The organism is Heliophilum fasciatum, assembly GCF_004341395.1.
Classification (GTDB): domain Bacteria; phylum Bacillota; class Desulfitobacteriia; order Heliobacteriales; family Heliobacteriaceae; genus Heliophilum; species Heliophilum fasciatum.
This window is the reverse complement of record NZ_SLXT01000014.1, coordinates 60308-76714: the sequence shown is the minus strand read 5'-3', so window position 1 is coordinate 76714 and position 16407 is coordinate 60308. Positions and strand designations below refer to the sequence as shown.

At 50.1% G+C, this 16407-nt stretch carries 13 protein-coding genes; 4 read left to right on the top strand and 9 right to left on the bottom strand.

All coding sequences use genetic code 11. From position 1 onward, the window contains the following. Positions 1-372: 372 nt before the first annotated feature. Entirely contained in the window at positions 373-903 is a 531-nt protein-coding gene (locus tag EDD73_RS08855; RefSeq protein ID WP_131919421.1) for a mismatch-specific DNA-glycosylase, read from the bottom strand. Between the two features lie 154 nt (positions 904-1057). Between EDD73_RS08855 and EDD73_RS08850 the strand changes: the two genes are divergently transcribed. Together EDD73_RS08850 and EDD73_RS08845 are read left to right on the top strand one after the other, a co-directional pair. Beyond that, positions 1058-2938, top strand: a complete 1881-nt coding sequence (locus EDD73_RS08850; protein WP_165876423.1) for a DUF294 nucleotidyltransferase-like domain-containing protein — start codon at positions 1058-1060, stop codon at positions 2936-2938. A gap of 23 nt (positions 2939-2961) precedes the next feature. Continuing rightward, positions 2962-3672: a 3'-5' exonuclease gene (locus EDD73_RS08845; protein ID WP_131919419.1), complete on the top strand. Its 711-nt coding sequence runs from the start codon at positions 2962-2964 to the stop codon at positions 3670-3672. A gap of 106 nt (positions 3673-3778) precedes the next feature. Here the strand turns inward: EDD73_RS08845 and EDD73_RS08840 are convergent, their stop codons facing one another. From EDD73_RS08840 to EDD73_RS08815, 6 genes are all read right to left on the bottom strand, one after another. Then, on the bottom strand, positions 3779-4363 hold the full coding sequence (locus EDD73_RS08840; protein WP_165876422.1) for a TetR/AcrR family transcriptional regulator: 585 nt from the start codon (positions 4361-4363) through the stop codon (positions 3779-3781). Between the two features lie 23 nt (positions 4364-4386). Continuing rightward, the gene (gene gyrA / locus EDD73_RS08835; protein WP_131919417.1) at positions 4387-6825 is read right to left on the bottom strand and encodes a DNA gyrase subunit A; all 2439 of its coding nucleotides are present in this window, start codon (positions 6823-6825) and stop codon (positions 4387-4389) included. A gap of 144 nt (positions 6826-6969) precedes the next feature. Then, positions 6970-8220, bottom strand: a complete 1251-nt coding sequence (locus EDD73_RS08830; RefSeq protein ID WP_264672919.1) for an Nramp family divalent metal transporter — start codon at positions 8218-8220, stop codon at positions 6970-6972. Positions 8221-8542: 322 nt separating this feature from the next. Next, positions 8543-9388 carry a metal ABC transporter permease gene (locus EDD73_RS08825; RefSeq protein WP_131919415.1) on the bottom strand — a complete coding sequence of 282 codons (846 nt, stop codon included), beginning with the start codon at positions 9386-9388 and terminating at the stop codon, positions 8543-8545. A gap of 23 nt (positions 9389-9411) precedes the next feature. Then, positions 9412-10215, bottom strand: coding sequence for a metal ABC transporter ATP-binding protein (locus EDD73_RS08820; RefSeq protein WP_243116851.1), 804 nt, complete (start codon positions 10213-10215; stop codon positions 9412-9414). A gap of 30 nt (positions 10216-10245) precedes the next feature. Beyond that, positions 10246-11232, bottom strand: coding sequence for a metal ABC transporter substrate-binding protein (locus EDD73_RS08815; protein ID WP_131919414.1), 987 nt, complete (start codon positions 11230-11232; stop codon positions 10246-10248). Positions 11233-11524: 292 nt separating this feature from the next. On the opposite strand from EDD73_RS08815, the gene cobI reads away from it, so the two are divergent. Continuing rightward, a complete protein-coding gene (gene cobI, locus EDD73_RS08810) occupies positions 11525-12223 on the top strand; it encodes a precorrin-2 C(20)-methyltransferase (protein ID WP_243116855.1) in 699 nt (232 codons plus the stop codon). A 537-nt stretch (positions 12224-12760) separates the two neighbouring features. Continuing rightward, the gene (locus tag EDD73_RS08805; protein ID WP_131919412.1) at positions 12761-13567 is read left to right on the top strand and encodes a C40 family peptidase; all 807 of its coding nucleotides are present in this window, start codon (positions 12761-12763) and stop codon (positions 13565-13567) included. A 60-nt stretch (positions 13568-13627) separates the two neighbouring features. Here EDD73_RS08805 and EDD73_RS08800 read toward each other — a convergent pair whose 3' ends face one another. Beyond that, the gene (locus EDD73_RS08800) at positions 13628-15058 is read right to left on the bottom strand and encodes an aldehyde dehydrogenase family protein (protein WP_131919411.1); all 1431 of its coding nucleotides are present in this window, start codon (positions 15056-15058) and stop codon (positions 13628-13630) included. Positions 15059-15062: 4 nt separating this feature from the next. Further along, on the bottom strand, positions 15063-16277 hold the full coding sequence (locus EDD73_RS08795) for an acyltransferase (RefSeq protein WP_131919410.1): 1215 nt from the start codon (positions 16275-16277) through the stop codon (positions 15063-15065). Positions 16278-16407: the final 130 nt, after the last annotated feature.

Genomic DNA, 16407 nt, shown 5'->3' with positions numbered 1-16407 from the left:
AGGCATGCCGCCAGCGTTCGTCCTGAGCCAGGATCAAACTCTCCATAAAATATGAAGTGTTCGAGTCAAGCTCGTTTACTTACTAACTGGAATTCTTAATTAAAAGGTTATCACGCTTTTTCCAACTGTTTGATTTTCAAGGACCGGTTGCACCACAGGCTGCCCGACTCGACACAAAGTGATATACACACCATCTTCGTTCGCATCATTTCAACTTGCGGCGACATTTATGAATTTTAGCATAGTCATTCGTTCTTTGCAAGTGTTTTTTATCTTTTCATCAGGATTTATTTTGGTAATCCTCATTCCGAGATGAAGTAGCCCTTGCTGTTCCGAAGACGAGGAGTATCTTATCATTACGGCTCTACAATGTCAATCACTTTTTTTAAGATCACCGCTGCCGACTTTATCAACAGCGACACGGACCGTCTGAGCAAGGGCTTGCCAATAACCTTCTTGCCAGAACCTCCTTGCCTGACCCGATGTCGAAGGCAACACATATATTTTCGTAGTGCCGATCGTCTCTTCTTGCCATCCGTAAGCAACAGCACGCCCAAGAAACTCTTTTGCCGCACGCTTACTGGTAAAGGCTAAAATTTTCGGTGCACAGTCTACGATCTTTTGACGTAAGCCCACCGAATCAAAAGCATCTTTCGGCAATTGCTCATCTTGCCCGTAGTGTTCCTTCACCAGATCAGTTAGGCCCAGTCCAAACGTTGGCATCAATCGAAATTCAGCCGGCGCTAACTGATAGGGAGTTAAGCCGGTTCGGTAAAGCACGGGCCAAAACTGGTTGCCTGGACCGGCATAATAAGCACCGGCCCGCGCGGACTTTTCGCCGGGTGCAGTTCCGCAAAAGACAACATCCAGCCCGGGTGCCAAGACATCCGGTAAAATCGGCATGCTTACTTCCTCCGTAGTTAATTTTTTAGAATATTCTAATATTATCTTCCTGCCATCCCACCGGTACCGCTATAATGGAGTTATCACTTTCATCGCTTGAACGATGACTTGTACCGGCACCCGTAAACAAAGAAGAAGGAGGAAGAACTCATCCATGAATTATTACGAAGAGCTGCAAAGCATCGTGCCCTTTTCGCTGTTGCCGCCTTCTGCATTGGCTGAAGCCATGGCCCAAGTGAAACCGGTTTTTTTTCCTCGCGGGCAAAAAATTTTTTATCAAGATCAACCGGTCTATCCGTATTTATTTATAACCCTAAGCGGATCTCTCGATCTGTTGGTTCGTCATCAAGGCGGTCAAGACATGCTGATCGAACGGTGCGGCCAGCACTTTTTTTTCGGTGAGTCGGCACTTACGGAAAGCACCTATCCCCTTACGGCCAAAGCCACGAGCGACTTGCTTTGTTTGACAATTGAACGGGAGCGCGTATTGGCATGGATGGAAGAGCAGGCTGCTTTTTCGGCCCATCTTGCCCGTACCGTCATTGCCCGCCAACATATCCTGCTCGATGAAGTGATCACCGAATCCCCAACAACGGCGAATGATCCGCTTCGCTCCTTAGCACGTGATTTTATGTCTTCACCGATCGTAAGCGTTGATGCATCGGCCAGCTTACGATCGGTTGCGCAGCAAATGGCTGAGAAAAATATCGGCGCTTTGGTGGTGATGGATCAAGAGCAGCCCATCGGTATCATTACGGAACGCGATCTGATCCATCATTGGGCCGCTTCGCTTGATCTGCCTGTCGCCAAAGCGATGCGCCCTTCCCTGACCATCCTCACGCCGGACGCCCACTTGTATCAAGTATTATTGGCGATGATGCGCGACCATAGCCGTTATGTGTGCTTACAAGAAGAATCCAAGCTGGTCGGTATCATCGCTCACTCCGATATTGTCCAATGCTCCACCAATGACGCCCTTGCCCTGGTGCAAGCGCTGCAAAGCAGCGCCACCGTCGCTGAACTGGTGGCCGTCATGCCCCGTATTGATCGCTGGCTCGATCTCATGCTGACGCATCACGTACAACCCACGGAAATCATGGATATGATCAGCCACCTTTATGATCAACTGACCGTGCGCGCCATCGAGATCGCCTTATCGCAGATGATTGAAGCGGGCTACGGTCCGCCGCCGACGGCTTATTGCTGGTTATCCCTTGGCTCGGCCGGACGCCGGGAACAGATGACGCGAACCGATCAAGATCATGCCATCTTGTTTGCACCGGTTCCCCACAGCCAGCGTGAACAGGTGCGCCAGTACTTTATGACCTTGGCCGCACGAGTTGTTGAATCCCTGGTCGCTTGCGGCTTTGCGCCTTGCCGCGGCAACGTTATGGGTTCGTCACCTGACTGGTGCCGCGCGCTCGATGAGTGGCAGGAACGACTGGAAACTTGGATTGAAGAATCGCTCTCCAAAAACATCCGCTTGCTGACGATCTTTCTTGACTTTCGTGATATCTATGGCGATACGGTGCTGGCCAGCCAACTGCGTCACAGTGTCCACGATCTTTACCGCCGCTATCCCGTCGGACTGCATCACCTGGCCGCCGATGATTTGCAGCACCGTGCCGGCCTCAGTTTCTTACGTTCCTTTGTCACCGAAAAATCAGGCGAACACAAAGATGAGCTCGATCTCAAGCGCAGTTTGATGGTTCATATTGTCGACAGCGCACGCATCTTTGCGTTACGTGCCGGTATCGGTACGACCAATACGGTCGAACGTCTACAACAACTGCAGACGGCCAATACCTTCAGCACCGATGACGGCGAGCGCTTCATTCAAAGTTACTTAACGTTGATGGAACTGCGTATTTGTGAAAACATCCGCAGAAAAAACCGCGGCTTACCACCGGATAACTATATCAATCCCTATCAATTATCCAAACCGGAACAAAACCGGCTTCGTGAAGCGATTCAAGCGGTTAGTCGCTTACAACAGCTGACCGGTTCGGCGTTTCGCCTTCCCGGTTTTCTCTAACCTAGGATGAAGGAGGCTTTTCGATGGTATCGCGTATTTTCCATCACGTACGCTACTGGCTGAACAAAAATACCGAGATCGATGATCAGTCCTTAGAACGGTTGCGTATGGCTACTCACAGCCAGAAGAATCGCCGCCTACCCTTGCTACGCCGGCCGATTAACGACCTTCGTTTTGTTGTTTTTGATACGGAAACCACCGGATTTTCTCCTCAAAAAGACGCACTGATCGCGATCGGTGCTGTCGCCGTCACCAATAATGAGATCAACAGCGGTCACGTCTTTGACGCTTTGATCAACCCCCAACGGCCCATCCCGCCGGTCGTCCAAGAACTGACCGGCATCACCGATAGCGATGTGGAAGGGGCCAGCACGGTCTATCCTGTCTTGGCTGAATTTTTAGCTTTTATCGAAGGCAGTGTCCTTGTGGCGCACCGGGCCAGCTTTGATGTGGCTTTTGTTAATCAATCCTTGAAATCGATTCACATGGCCATGCCTAACCCGGTGATCGATACGCTGTCCTTATCCAAAGCCATCCATCCTCATCTCACCGATCATAGCCTTGATGGTTTGATCGAAACGTATAATCTGCCAGCGTACCCGCGCCATACCGCCCTCGGTGACGCCATGATGACGGCCCATCTTTTTACGATTTTGCTTCATAAGCTGCGAGAACGCCGGACGATTTTGACCCTTGGCGATCTCGCCCATATTGTTCATCAGGGCCATCTCTAAGATCATCCCGCACCCAGCGCCTATGGAGGGGATCAGACGCACCTTTTGAAAAAAAATAGCCACGATATGGCGCATATCGTGGCTATTTGCTTACCTCGTTATTGGATCAGTTCGGCGTTTTTATATCGCGCCCGATGATCCCATACATATATTGCGTGTAAAGATAATCGACCAGTCGCTCTTGATCCGTCGCCTGCCCCTGCAAAATGACGCGCAAAATTACAATCGTCACCAAACCAAACCACGCCGAGGGAGCCCATTCCATCGGCTGAGGCTGAAACACGCCGCGATGAATGCCATGGTTCAAAATCCCCGTCAGCCGATCAAAGTAACTTTGCAAGATCTCACGAAATTGCTCCTGTCGTTCGGCATTGGACCAGATGCACTTGACTAAAAGCTGGCAGAATTTACGATTTTCATTCGAGTAAGCAACCATGGCTCCGATCGCCGCCCGCACTTGCCCTTGCGGATCATCGGTTTGCGCAACCGCTTCGGCAACCGCCGAACTGAGTTGGCCAATGCCTTCTTCCATCAGAAAACAAATCAGCTCTTCCTTGCCGACAAAATGATAATAGAGCGTTCCTTTGGCGACTCCCGCACGCTCAGCCACTTCATCCATGGTTGCACGATCAAAACCTTTTTCCGCAAAGGCATCGACGGCACCCTGAAAGATTTGATTGGCCTTGCGCATGTGAATCATCCTTTCTTGTGCAATTACTCGACCTCTTCTTCACGCATCGCCAGCCGCGCCAAAGCAACCACTTTATCGTTGGGATTGAGCTTCATAATCGAGACACCCCGTGTTACCCGGCTTTGGAGGTTAATTTCATCGACATTCAAGCGAATCACCACGCCGTCGGTGGAAATGACCATCAGTTCATCGCCAGGGCGTACCACTTTTAAGCCGGCCAGTTGGCCTGTTTTACTGCTCAATTGCATCGCTTTGATGCCCTTGCCGCCGCGCTGTTGCTGGCGATATTCTTCAGCCGATGTGCGTTTGCCCATGCCGGTTTCGGTGATCATCAGCAACACATCTTCATCTTTGACCACTTCCACCGCCACAACCCGATCATCGGTGCCAAGGGCAATCCCCTTGACGCCACGGGCTGATCGGCCCATGTGACGCACATCGCTTTCGTTAAACCGCACAGCCATTCCTTTTTGGGTAGCCAACAGAATATCACTTTGCCCATCGGTCAGTTTCACACCGATCAAGCCATCGCCTTCATCCAAACTGATGGCGATCAGACCGTCTTTACGGGACGTATCATATTGCTCCAAACCGGTTTTCTTGACCACCCCGTTCTTGGTGGCCATGAGCAAATAAAGATCGGGCGAATATGTTTTGATGGGAATGACGGCCGTCACTTTTTCATCACCATTGATCGCCAACAAATTCACCATCGCTGTACCTTTGGCTGTTCGTGAAGCTTCCGGCACTTCATGGGCTTTGATGCGATACATTTTGCCGCGATCCGTGAAAAACAGCAAATAATGATGGGTCGTTGTAATAAATAAATGCTCGACAAAGTCGTCGGCTTTGGTGCCCATACCGGACACACCTTTGCCGCCGCGCCGCTGTGACCGGTAGGTATCAACGGGCAAGCGTTTGATGTAGCCATTATGGGTAACGGTGATCACCGCATCTTCTTCGGCAATCAGATCTTCGACATCCATTTCGGCACCGCTCGATAAGATCTCAGAGCGCCGAGCATCGGCAAACTTCTGGCGAATCTCCAGAATCTCCGTGCGGATAATATCGAGGACCATCCTCTCCGATTGCAGCACCGCCTCGTAATAGGCGATGGCTTCGAGCAGCGCTTTGTATTCTTCCTCAATTTTATCGCGTTCCAAGCCGGCTAACCGCTTGAGGCGCATATCTAAAATCGCTTGCGCTTGCTTTTCGCTCAGCTTGAACTCGTCCATCAACCGGGGACGGGCAACATCTTCCGTTGCTGACGAACGGATGATCTCGATGATGCGATCGATATTATCGATGGCAATGCGCAATCCTTCCAGAATATGCGCCCGATCTTGCGCCTTCTCCAGTTCGTAGCGTGTCCGGCGGACGATGATGTCTTTTTGATGCTCCAAATAATAGTAGAGCATATCGCGCAAATTCAACACGCGGGGCACACCGTCAACCAGGGCCAGCATGATTACGCCAAAGCTGTCTTGCAACTGCGTTTGCTTAAACAAGTGGTTGAGAACGACTTGCGGGTTCGCATCACGTTTAAGTTCTATGACGATTTGCATGCCTCGGCGATCCGATTCATCGCGCAGGTCACTGATGCCTTCGATTTTTTTATCCCGTACCAGTTCGGCAATCCGCTCTAACAACCGGGACTTATTGACCATGTAGGGAATCTCATGGACAAGGATGCGCATCTTGCCGCCGTTCATTTTTTCGATACGCGTTTTGGCGCGCATGATCACGCTGCCGCGGCCCGTCAAGTAGGCTTGACGAATGCCCTCCCGGCCCATAATCAAAGCGCCCGTGGGAAAATCAGGGCCTTTGACCTTTTGCATCAGATCTTGGATCGTGGCATCGGGTTGATCGATCAACATGACCACGGCATCGATCACTTCGCCGATGTTGTGCGGGGGAATGTTCGTGGCCATCCCGACGGCGATCCCCGACGAACCGTTAATCAATAAATTGGGTAACCGCGACGGCAGGACCATCGGTTCTTGCCGTTTTTCATCATAGTTCGGCTTAAACGGAACGGTGTTCTTTTCAATGTCCGATAACAAGTGGGTCGTAATCTTGGCCATCCGCAGTTCTGTATACCGCATGGCCGCCGCCGGATCACCGTCGACGGAACCAAAGTTACCGTGACCGTCGATCAGAGGATAACGAGTCGAAAAATCCTGCACAAGACGCACAATGGCATCATAGATCGCCGAATCGCCATGGGGATGATAGCGACCCATGACGTCACCGACGAGACCGGCCGATTTGCTGTAGGGTTTTTCCGGCGACCGGCCTGTCTCATGCAACGTATAAAGAATGCGCCGGTGAACGGGCTTGAGACCATCCCGTACATCCGGCAAGGCGCGAGAAACAATAACACTCATGGAATAATCGAGGAAGGATTTGCGCATCTCTTCCTCGAGATTAATGGGCAACACTTTACCGATGTATTCAGACACGTGATCTTCACTCCAAGCCACACAGTTACTCGATCTTCATCCTTCTATTATACCCAATTTTCATCGCTATGGATAGCTATGGAATTCGAACATTCTTTTTATTCCTTCACGTGCTTGCATACAAGCCGATTCTGATCATGATCATTACACTTGACCAGTAAATGTAAGTATGATCAATACCGCATTTAACCCAATGATGATCGATGTAATCAAATAACCCAACCGATTCGTCCACGGTGAATTTACGAGCGAACCCATGATCTCCCGACGCCGTGTAATCATCAACAAAGGGATGACCGCTGCCGGCAAGGAAAAGCTCAGCACCACCTGACTGATCACCAGCGCTTTCATCGGATCGATGCCGCACATGATCACCACCATGGCCGGTACCATCGTAATCAACCGACGGACAAGCAAGGGAATTTGCAGATTGACGAATCCTTTCATGATCGTCTGCCCCGCCATGGTACCCACAGCCGATGAGGAAAGCCCCGACGCCAGCAGCGCAATCGCAAAAACAGCACTGGACAACGAACCCAGCAGCGGTGCCAGCGATTGATGCGCTTGTTCAATCGTCTCCACTTCAACAGCATGAGTAAAAAACACCGATCCGGCCACAACAACCATGGCCGCATTCACGATAAAAGCAATGTTCATGGCAATGATAATGTCCCAACGGGTCAGGTGAAAATGACGCTTTTTTTGCTCCTCCGTTTCCGGTGTCTTGCGTGACTGCACCAACTGGGAATGCAAATAAATCACATGGGGCATCACCGTCGCGCCCAGCATCCCTACGGCAATCAGCAGCGCTTCACCGTTGGGCAAAGAAGGAACGAGCGTATGATAGCTTACTTGGGACCAGTTAGGTTTAGCTAAAAATAGCTCCAACGTATAAGCGCCACAGATCACCGCCACCAGCAAACCGATGATCATCTCCACCGTACGCTGGCCGTATTTTTCCATGTAGATGATCAACAAGGTCAAGACGCCGATGATCAAACCGGCCCACGGCAAGGGAATCTGCAAAAGCAAATACAATCCCAGCGCCCCGCCGAGAAATTCCGCCAAGTCGGTCGCCATGGCCGCCACTTCCGCCACAATCCATAAACACCAGTTGGTCCGGCGCGAAAATACCTTGGCACACATCTCCGGGAGATTCGATCCGGTGGCGATTCCCAGCTTGGCCGAGATGGTTTGCAAAAAGATCGCCATGGCATTGCTCCACAAGATCACCCAAAGCAGCGCATAATTAAATTTGGAACCGCCACTGATGTTGGTGGCAAAATTCCCGGGATCAATATAAGCAACTGAAACAATAAAAGCTGGCCCCAAATACCGTAACATCTGTCGAGCCCGTTGCCCGAACTGCGATCGATGGTAGGACTCAATATATATCCGATCTACCTGTACTGGCGCCACCCCATCAGCGTTGGCTGATTTGAGCAAGCCGATCACCTCATCCTTCGTATACGCTGCATCGCGAGTTGCATCGATAAGCGTCCTGGTGCAAGCAATCCAGGATCTTTATTGCGTACAATTTTTTACCCGCTTTAAATTATGGATGAGGCTGCTAATCGTGCCTGGACTTTGGGGAGCTTGGAACTAAAAACTTCACAAATCCTTACTACCCTAAAAAAATAAAAAGCTTCTTGAAACGATTTTCAAGAAGCAATCCATCAGCCAGGAAGACTGTATTCGCTATTGCGTATATCCATGATCAAGCACTGGTGCTCAGCCCATGGCGGCGCCACGAACGAATCAACCATTTTACCAAGAGCGTCAAGATCAATAAAGTCACGGCCATTAACACGATCGTACCCCCTGGTGCCCAATCAAAACCGTAGGATAAGGCCAAACCAAGAATCACGGCGGTGAGCGCATACCCTTGGGCCAGCCAAAAAGCATGAGCAAAACTGCGCGCCCATTGTAAGCTAGCCGCCACCGGCAACGTGATCAGCGAAGAAACCAGTAAAATCCCGACGATGCGCAGCGAAGAAGCGATGACCAGCGCCGCCAAGATCAACAAAACCAAATTCAGCGTCGATACCGGCAAACCGCTTAGCCGTGCTTTTTCCTCTTGCCAGGTAATATAAAAAAGCGGTTGATAGAGTATCGCTACCGTCACCGTGACGATCACCATGACGGCCGCCAAGATCAACAGATCCTGTTCATTGACGGCGACAATACTGCCAAAAAGGTAACTCATTAAATCCGATGAAGCCGAATTTTTTTGACTGAGTAAAATCCCCGCCAATCCGACCGCACCGGACAAGATGATGGCAATCGAAAGTTCCGCATAGTGCTGGTAGGTGCGGCGCAATTTTTCAATGGCCAGCACGGCCAATACGGAAAAACTCAAGGCCATCACCGGCGGATAGACGCCGGCTAAAATGCCGCCGGCCACACCGGCCAAAGACACATGGGCCAACGTATCACCGATCATCGATAACCGCCGTAACACGAGAAATAAGCCAATCGTCGGGCATAGCACGGCCACCATGATCCCGGCCAGCAGGGCCCGCTGCATAAATCCTTGCTGCAACCATCCCGATAACTCGAACATGCACTCACCACTTTTCGATCATCCTAATGATGGTGGTAGACAACTTCAACCACTTGTCCGTACAACCGTGATAAAATCTCCGTTTGCCGATCTTTAAACAAACTAACTTCCCCATGATAAAAAAGACGGCCGTTGACACAAGCTAATTTATTGACCCGTTCCGTGACCACACCGATATCATGAGAAACCATGACAATCGTCAAGCCCAAATCATGATTTAAATGGGTCATCAAATCATAAAATAAACTTTGCTGTTCGCTGTCCACACCAACCGTCGGTTCATCCAGCAACAACAGTTCCGGTTCACCGGCCAGCGCTTGGGCGATAAACACGCGCTGTTGCTGGCCGCCGGAAAGTTGGCCAATATGACGATGAGCAAAATCAGCCATACCGACGCGTTCTAAGCAATCAGCGACAATCTCCCGGTCCTGTGGATTCGGGCGAGCGAATAAACCGCGGCGCCCAATTCGTCCGGTGGCCACCACTTCGGCGACGGTGGCCGGAAAGGAAGCATTAAAAGCCGTCGCTTTTTGCGGCACATAACCGACCCGGGCGCGATTGGTGTTTTCCGTCAACGGCTTCCCCCAAAGCAACACTTCACCGGCGTCCGGTGTCACCAAACCGAGCATCAGCTTGAGCAACGTTGATTTACCGGAACCGTTCGGTCCGATGATGCCGTAAAAGTCATGGGGGTAGATTTCCAACTGAATATCGGTCAGCACAGTCCGGTCATCATAGGCAAAAGAAACGCCACGCAGTTCCACGACCGGTTCCGTTTGTATCTTATTGCGGTCACGCCAACGGGGGTGGTCAATTCGCTTGATCACGCAGCATCCCTTCTCTCCTTACCAGCAATGTTATTGAACTAATGCTTTTTGCAAATTCGCTAGATTCTCTCGTTGCAGCCACAAATAATCTTGATAATCGATCGCTTGCATTTGTTCTTCCGTCAACCCTTCCAACGGGTTTAAGACCAATGTGGCGGCGCCGGTCTCACGAGCGATCACTTCGGCTACCTTGGGGCTGGCTAAGGTTTCAAAAAAGATATAGCCAACCTGATTTTCCTTAGCAAACCGCACAACCTCAGCCATTGTTTTGGGCGTCGGCTCCGCATCAGGGGAAATGCCCATAATCCCCACTTGCGTTAACCCGTAGTCGCGGGCCAAGTAGGCGAAGGTTTGATGGGTCGTGATCAGTTGTTTGGTTTTTGCCTGGGCCAGCGCTTGTTGAAATTCTTGATCTAATTCATCAAGCTTGCCTATGTAAGCTTGGGCATTTTTTTCATAGTCATCCTTATGGTTCGGATCGGCGGCAATCAAGCCATTTTTTATATTTTCAACTTGTAATTTCGCCATGCGCAGCGACGTCCATACATGGGGATCAACACCACCCGTGTGAGCAGGCTGCTTATCAGTAACCTTCCCATCAAGATCATCGTGATGATTATCCTGCTCCGATGCCGGTAATAACGGCAACCCTTTGCTTGCTTCCACCAAGATTTGATTCTGCCCGTTGGCCGCCTTGGTGACTTTATCGATCCAACCCTCAAAGCCGGCGCCATTGTAGACGACGACTTTAGCTTGCGCAATTCTTTCCAGATCCTTCGCTGTTGGTTCCCAGTCATGGGGCTCTGATCCGGGAGGAACGATATTGGTCACATCTACGTGCTCACCACCGACTTCCCGGGTGAACTCATACATGGGGTAGAAACTAGCGACCACCGGCAGTTTCGATGATGCCGGCAATGCGGTGGCTTTTTCCGAACCGGCAGGGCTGCAACCGGCTAACCAAATCAACGTCAGTAAACTTGTCCCGAATACCATCAAACGTTTAAACCCGTTCATTTTCCCGCTCCTTCATCTTTTTTTACCGACACCGTCACAATGGGGCTGCCCACGAAAGAACTACTAGATGCCCTGATGATCCATCAATGTCAAGATCCAGCTTATTCAATAAGCAATAAATTAAGAAGGCTGTATCTCCAAATTATACGCTTCTCCCTGTGTGGAAGCAAATTTATCAAGCTTGGCATCGATGCAAACACCAAGGGGGCTTGCCTTGGCGAAGAGGATTTCTTGGCTCGGCGTCGAACAAACGTGACTAGAATAGAACATGGAGGCAAGCAAATTGAACGGAATGTTTTACGGCATCGGTGTCGGACCTGGCGATCCCGAGCTCATCACCCTGCGGGCAGCGAAAATTCTCAACTCCGCCGACATTGTCATCGCACCCTACAGCAAAGAAGGCCGCTCCAGTACCGCCCTCGCCATTATCGAAAGCCACCTCGGGGCCCAAACGGAAGTGTTTGCTTCCCTCTTTCCCATGACCTACGATGAAGAAGCACTTGCCAGCGCTTGGGCCGCTGCCCAAGATCAAATTGCCGCGTTCTTACAGCAAGGAAAAACGGTTGCTTTTATCACACTTGGTGATCCCATGCTGTTTAGCACCTATATTTACGTTTATAAAAAAATCAAACAACTTGGCTGGCCTATTGAAACGGTTCCCGGAATTCCCTCCTTTTGTGCGGCCGCTTCCCGTGCCGGTATTCCTCTCGCCGAAGGACAAGAAATGATCACGATTGTACCGGCCACTTCGGAGTGCAATGACCTCGATCCGATCTTTGAAAAAGCCGACAACTTAATTTTGATGAAAGTGTACCGTGAAAAAGATCAGATTATCGATCGACTGGCCAAACACAACCTCATCGATAATGCCGCTTTGATTAGCCGTTGCGGTCTCGAAGGTGAAATGATCATCCGTGATCTTGAGGAAGTCAAAGGCAAACCGGTGAACTACCTGTCGTTGATCATCGCCAAAAAATCACCGGCCATCTAACGGGCCCTCATCATCTCCAAAACAAAAGCGTTGCCGCCGGCAACGCTTTTTGTTTTGGCTTTGGTTTCGACCCTACCGATGCACTCAAGCGAGGAGTTTTACACAAAACCCACCGATTATCCACATTGTTTTCGCCAAAATTCGATAGTTTTCCACAACCACCATCGAAACATGGTGGCAAACCAAGAAAATTTCTCTAACAAAGTCCATGCGTAGGCCTTTGATTTTGAAGCAAAACCGTATTTTTTCCCCACATCCACCTTAAAAAAAAAAGTTATCCCCGTTTTTGTCCACATTGACCTTTTTTCTGTGGATAACTATAGGTGGACAAATCCCTGCTTTGCTTATGAGTAAGAAATAAAGATTGTATTCCATATAATGGTATTTAATTCGAAACTTAATCAAGTCAAATGTTACCTTGTTATCAAAAGCACAATATCGGTTGTCCTTATTTTTATTAAGTGATAAAATAAATACGCATTCAATGTTTCGTTTCGGTCCGTAGACAGCATTATTTTTTCAAAAAGGAGAATCGAGATGAAAACAAAGAAGCGATCCGTTGCCATCGCCACCTTGCTCAGTTTCCTTCTCCTCACCGGAACGGCCCAAGCGGCGACCACATCCTATACGGTCAGTCCAGGTGACAGTATCTGGAGCATCGGTCAAAAATTTAAGGTGACGGAAAAACAAATCATGGAGGCCAATCCATTTACGTCCACCACCCTCTATCCCGGTCAGACGATCAAGATTCCGATTTTCACCTACACGGTACGTACCGGTGACACCCTCTATAAGATCGGTCAAGCCTACGGCTACTCCGTTACTGAACTCACCCAAGTTAATCCGCAAATTAACAATGTAGCGAACCTCCAACCGGGACAAGTGATCAACTTACCTACATATCCACCGAAAATCTCTCCAGTGGCTACTTCAACGACAACCTCTTCGCCAAAAGCTGATGCCATCGTAGCCACGGCCAAGCGCTTTCTCGGGACGCCCTACCTTTATGGTGCAGCCCCGGGCCAAAGCAACAACTTTGATTGTTCTTCCTTCACCGCTACGGTCTTTGGTGCCAACGGTATTTCGTTACCGCGTATTGCCAGTGACCAAGCGCAAAAGGGAACCTTCGTTCCCACAGGTCAATTAAAAAAAGGTGACCTGCTTTGTTTCGCCAATTCATCAACCATTAACCTCAGTGGTTATCCACGGGTAGGTCATGTGGGCATTTACATAGACAACAATCAGTTCATCCATGCATCGAGCGGTGCCGGTTACGTCACCACCAGTACCTTATCCAACCCCTATTACAGCCAAATGTTCCTTTATGCCAAACGACTTTTTTAACGATTCGATCGCAAAAGCTCCTTGTCCACCTGGGACAAGGAGCTTTTATGGCTTTGGGGATTAGCGATGGTTAAAGACCACCACACGGGTCTCCGTTAATTCCTGCACCGCGTAGTGCGGGCCTTCCCGCCCGGTTCCGCTGTTTTTTACGCCGCCATAGGGCATATTATCGGCCCGGTACGTCGATACATCATTGATAATCACACCGCCCACTTCCAGTTGTTTGGCACAACTTAAGGCCACATCAATCGAGCGGGTAAACACACCGGCCTGCAAGCCATAAGCCGAATCGTTGACTTTGTCAATCGCTTCTTCCAGATAATCATAAGCCGCTACCGATACAACCGGCCCGAAAATCTCCTCACACCACACGGGCATCTTGGGATGGACATGGGTTAAAATCGTCGGTTGCACAAGCGCGCCTTGCCGTGTGCCGCCCATGACCAGACGGGCACCATCATCAACAGCCTGTTCCACCCAAGCTACAACCCGTTCCGCTTCTTTCTGATTGATCATCGGCCCCACATCGGTATGGGGATTCTTCGGATCGCCGATGATCAATTCACCGGTCTGCGCCGCTAACTTTTCCACAAATTCATTAAACACAAAACGATGGACCAGAATGCGCTGCACCGAAATGCAAACTTGGCCGGCATTGGCAAAAGCCATCCGCGCGCACTGCCGCGCCGCGCCATCCAAATCCGCATCATGGTGAATGATCGTGGCCGAATTCGAACCCAGTTCCATCGTCGACTTCCGCAAACCGACCCGTTGGCGAATATGTAAACCCACTGCATAGGAGCCGGTAAAGGAATAAGCGGCAAAACGGGGCTCATCCAAAAGCCACTCACCAACCGTGCTGCCGGCGCCAAAAAGCACATGAAACCAACCGGCCGGCAGTCCGGCTTCGGCTAAATATTCCGCTAATTTCAGCGCAATGAGCGGCGTCGCCGATGCCGGTTTGGCCACAATCGCATTGCCGGCCGCCAGGGCCGGGCCGACCTTATGGCAAAGCAGATTCAACGGGAAGTTAAACGGGGAAATGGCACATACCACACCAAGGGGCACACGCAAGGTAAAAGCCAAACGATTTTCCGATCCCGGAAAAGCATGGACCGGCACCGCTTCGCCCGTCAACGCCATCGCTTCATTGGCCGAAAGGCGCAGCGTTTCCGCCGCCCGGCCCACTTCGGCGATAGCATCTTTCAAGGGCTTGCCGGCTTCAATGGCGATGAGCTCACCCAGCTTTTCTTTATTGACCGTTAAACGTTCTGCCGTTTGCTGCAAAATGGCGGAACGCCGCCAAGCCGGCAAGGGTGTTTTCAGCGCCAGTTGCGCCGCGTCAACGGCCTTGGTGACATGGGCCTGCTCCGCTTGCGCCACATGGGCATAGACTTTTCCAGAAAACTTATCAAGCACAGGTATGGTTGTACCTGTTGTTACCCATTGACCGTCGATAAACAGGCCATAGACCTTTTTATCCTGATCCATTCAATTATCCTCCTTTTGTTTGTGGAACTCCCATTGAAACCGTCAACGTTGCATCCGTGCGGGGAATCTCATTCCATCCAAGCAAAGGATTACCACGGCTTCCGCCGAGATAACGGCCAAAAGGCAAATAACTGATCACGATCGAAAGCAGCAAACAAACCATCACACAGATCAAGGACGTCGCCAACATCATCATGGAAGGGTTTAACACCGGCCAGGCCTTACGCACCGCATCAGCCGTATAGTCCAGGACCAAGGCATGAGCCAAATAACCAAAATACGAATGCTGGCCCAGCAAACCATTCAAACGCGCCATCCACCCCCCTTTGTCCACCAGCCACAGCGATAGTCCATAGATCAACACCAGCGACGACAGCACCAACGCGATCACCGAAGGTTTGAACAGCGACGCAGCATCCATGTCCACCGTGATCCCATCGGCACCCATCTGCACGGTATCGATAAAAAAGAAAAAAACATAGCTCAAAAAGCCAATCCAAACAAAGCCGTTTTTAATTTGTACCTGCGCCACCCAAGCGCGCCATTGGGTCACTTGCAGGCCGGCCAAGGCACCAAGGGCAAAATAAAAAAACCAAAAAATAAAATTACGATCACGAAAGTCAACAAAGGCTTGACGAATCAAGGGATAATCAAGGGCGGCATCGAAACCGGGAAGTTGATAGACATAAAACCAACCTAACGCCAGGTAAAGTAACAACAATCCCCCATAGGCCAGAACCACTTGCCGCTTGGTCTGCAGATAAGGCTTACCCCATAGGTACAAGTGGCGAAACACCGGAAAAAGCAGATAATACTGCAGGATCATGATGACGAACCAAAGATGATAACAGACCCATCCCGAAAGCGTTTGAAAGCCGAATTCCATGAATCCCGTCCACAGATCGGGCGTTTCGGGGGCAAAGCGGCCATAATAAACGATGGCCCATAAAAAGTACGGGACACCGATCTCCAATAACCGTTTACGGATGAAGCTTGGGTAATGAAGACGTTCATGATAATTATAGAAAAGTACAAAACCGGTAATCAGGATAAAAGCAGGTACGGCAAATTTACAGAGCTGATAAAGTAATGAAAGCAACACCACATCGCCCATCGTCACATTCGATTGTCGAATAAAGGCGCCTAATGTATGCTGCAGCACCACGGCTAAAAAAGCCAAGCCTCGTAATTGCTGAATTTCCAGAATCAACGCTTTCAAGTATGCTGTCCACCTTCGCCAAACGAATACAACGGTTAATCGATCTCATTATAAACGCAACCGGCATTTTACCCAATAACAAATCAAGAGCAGAAAAAAAAACTGTGCAGCCCGGCGGCTACACAGTTTT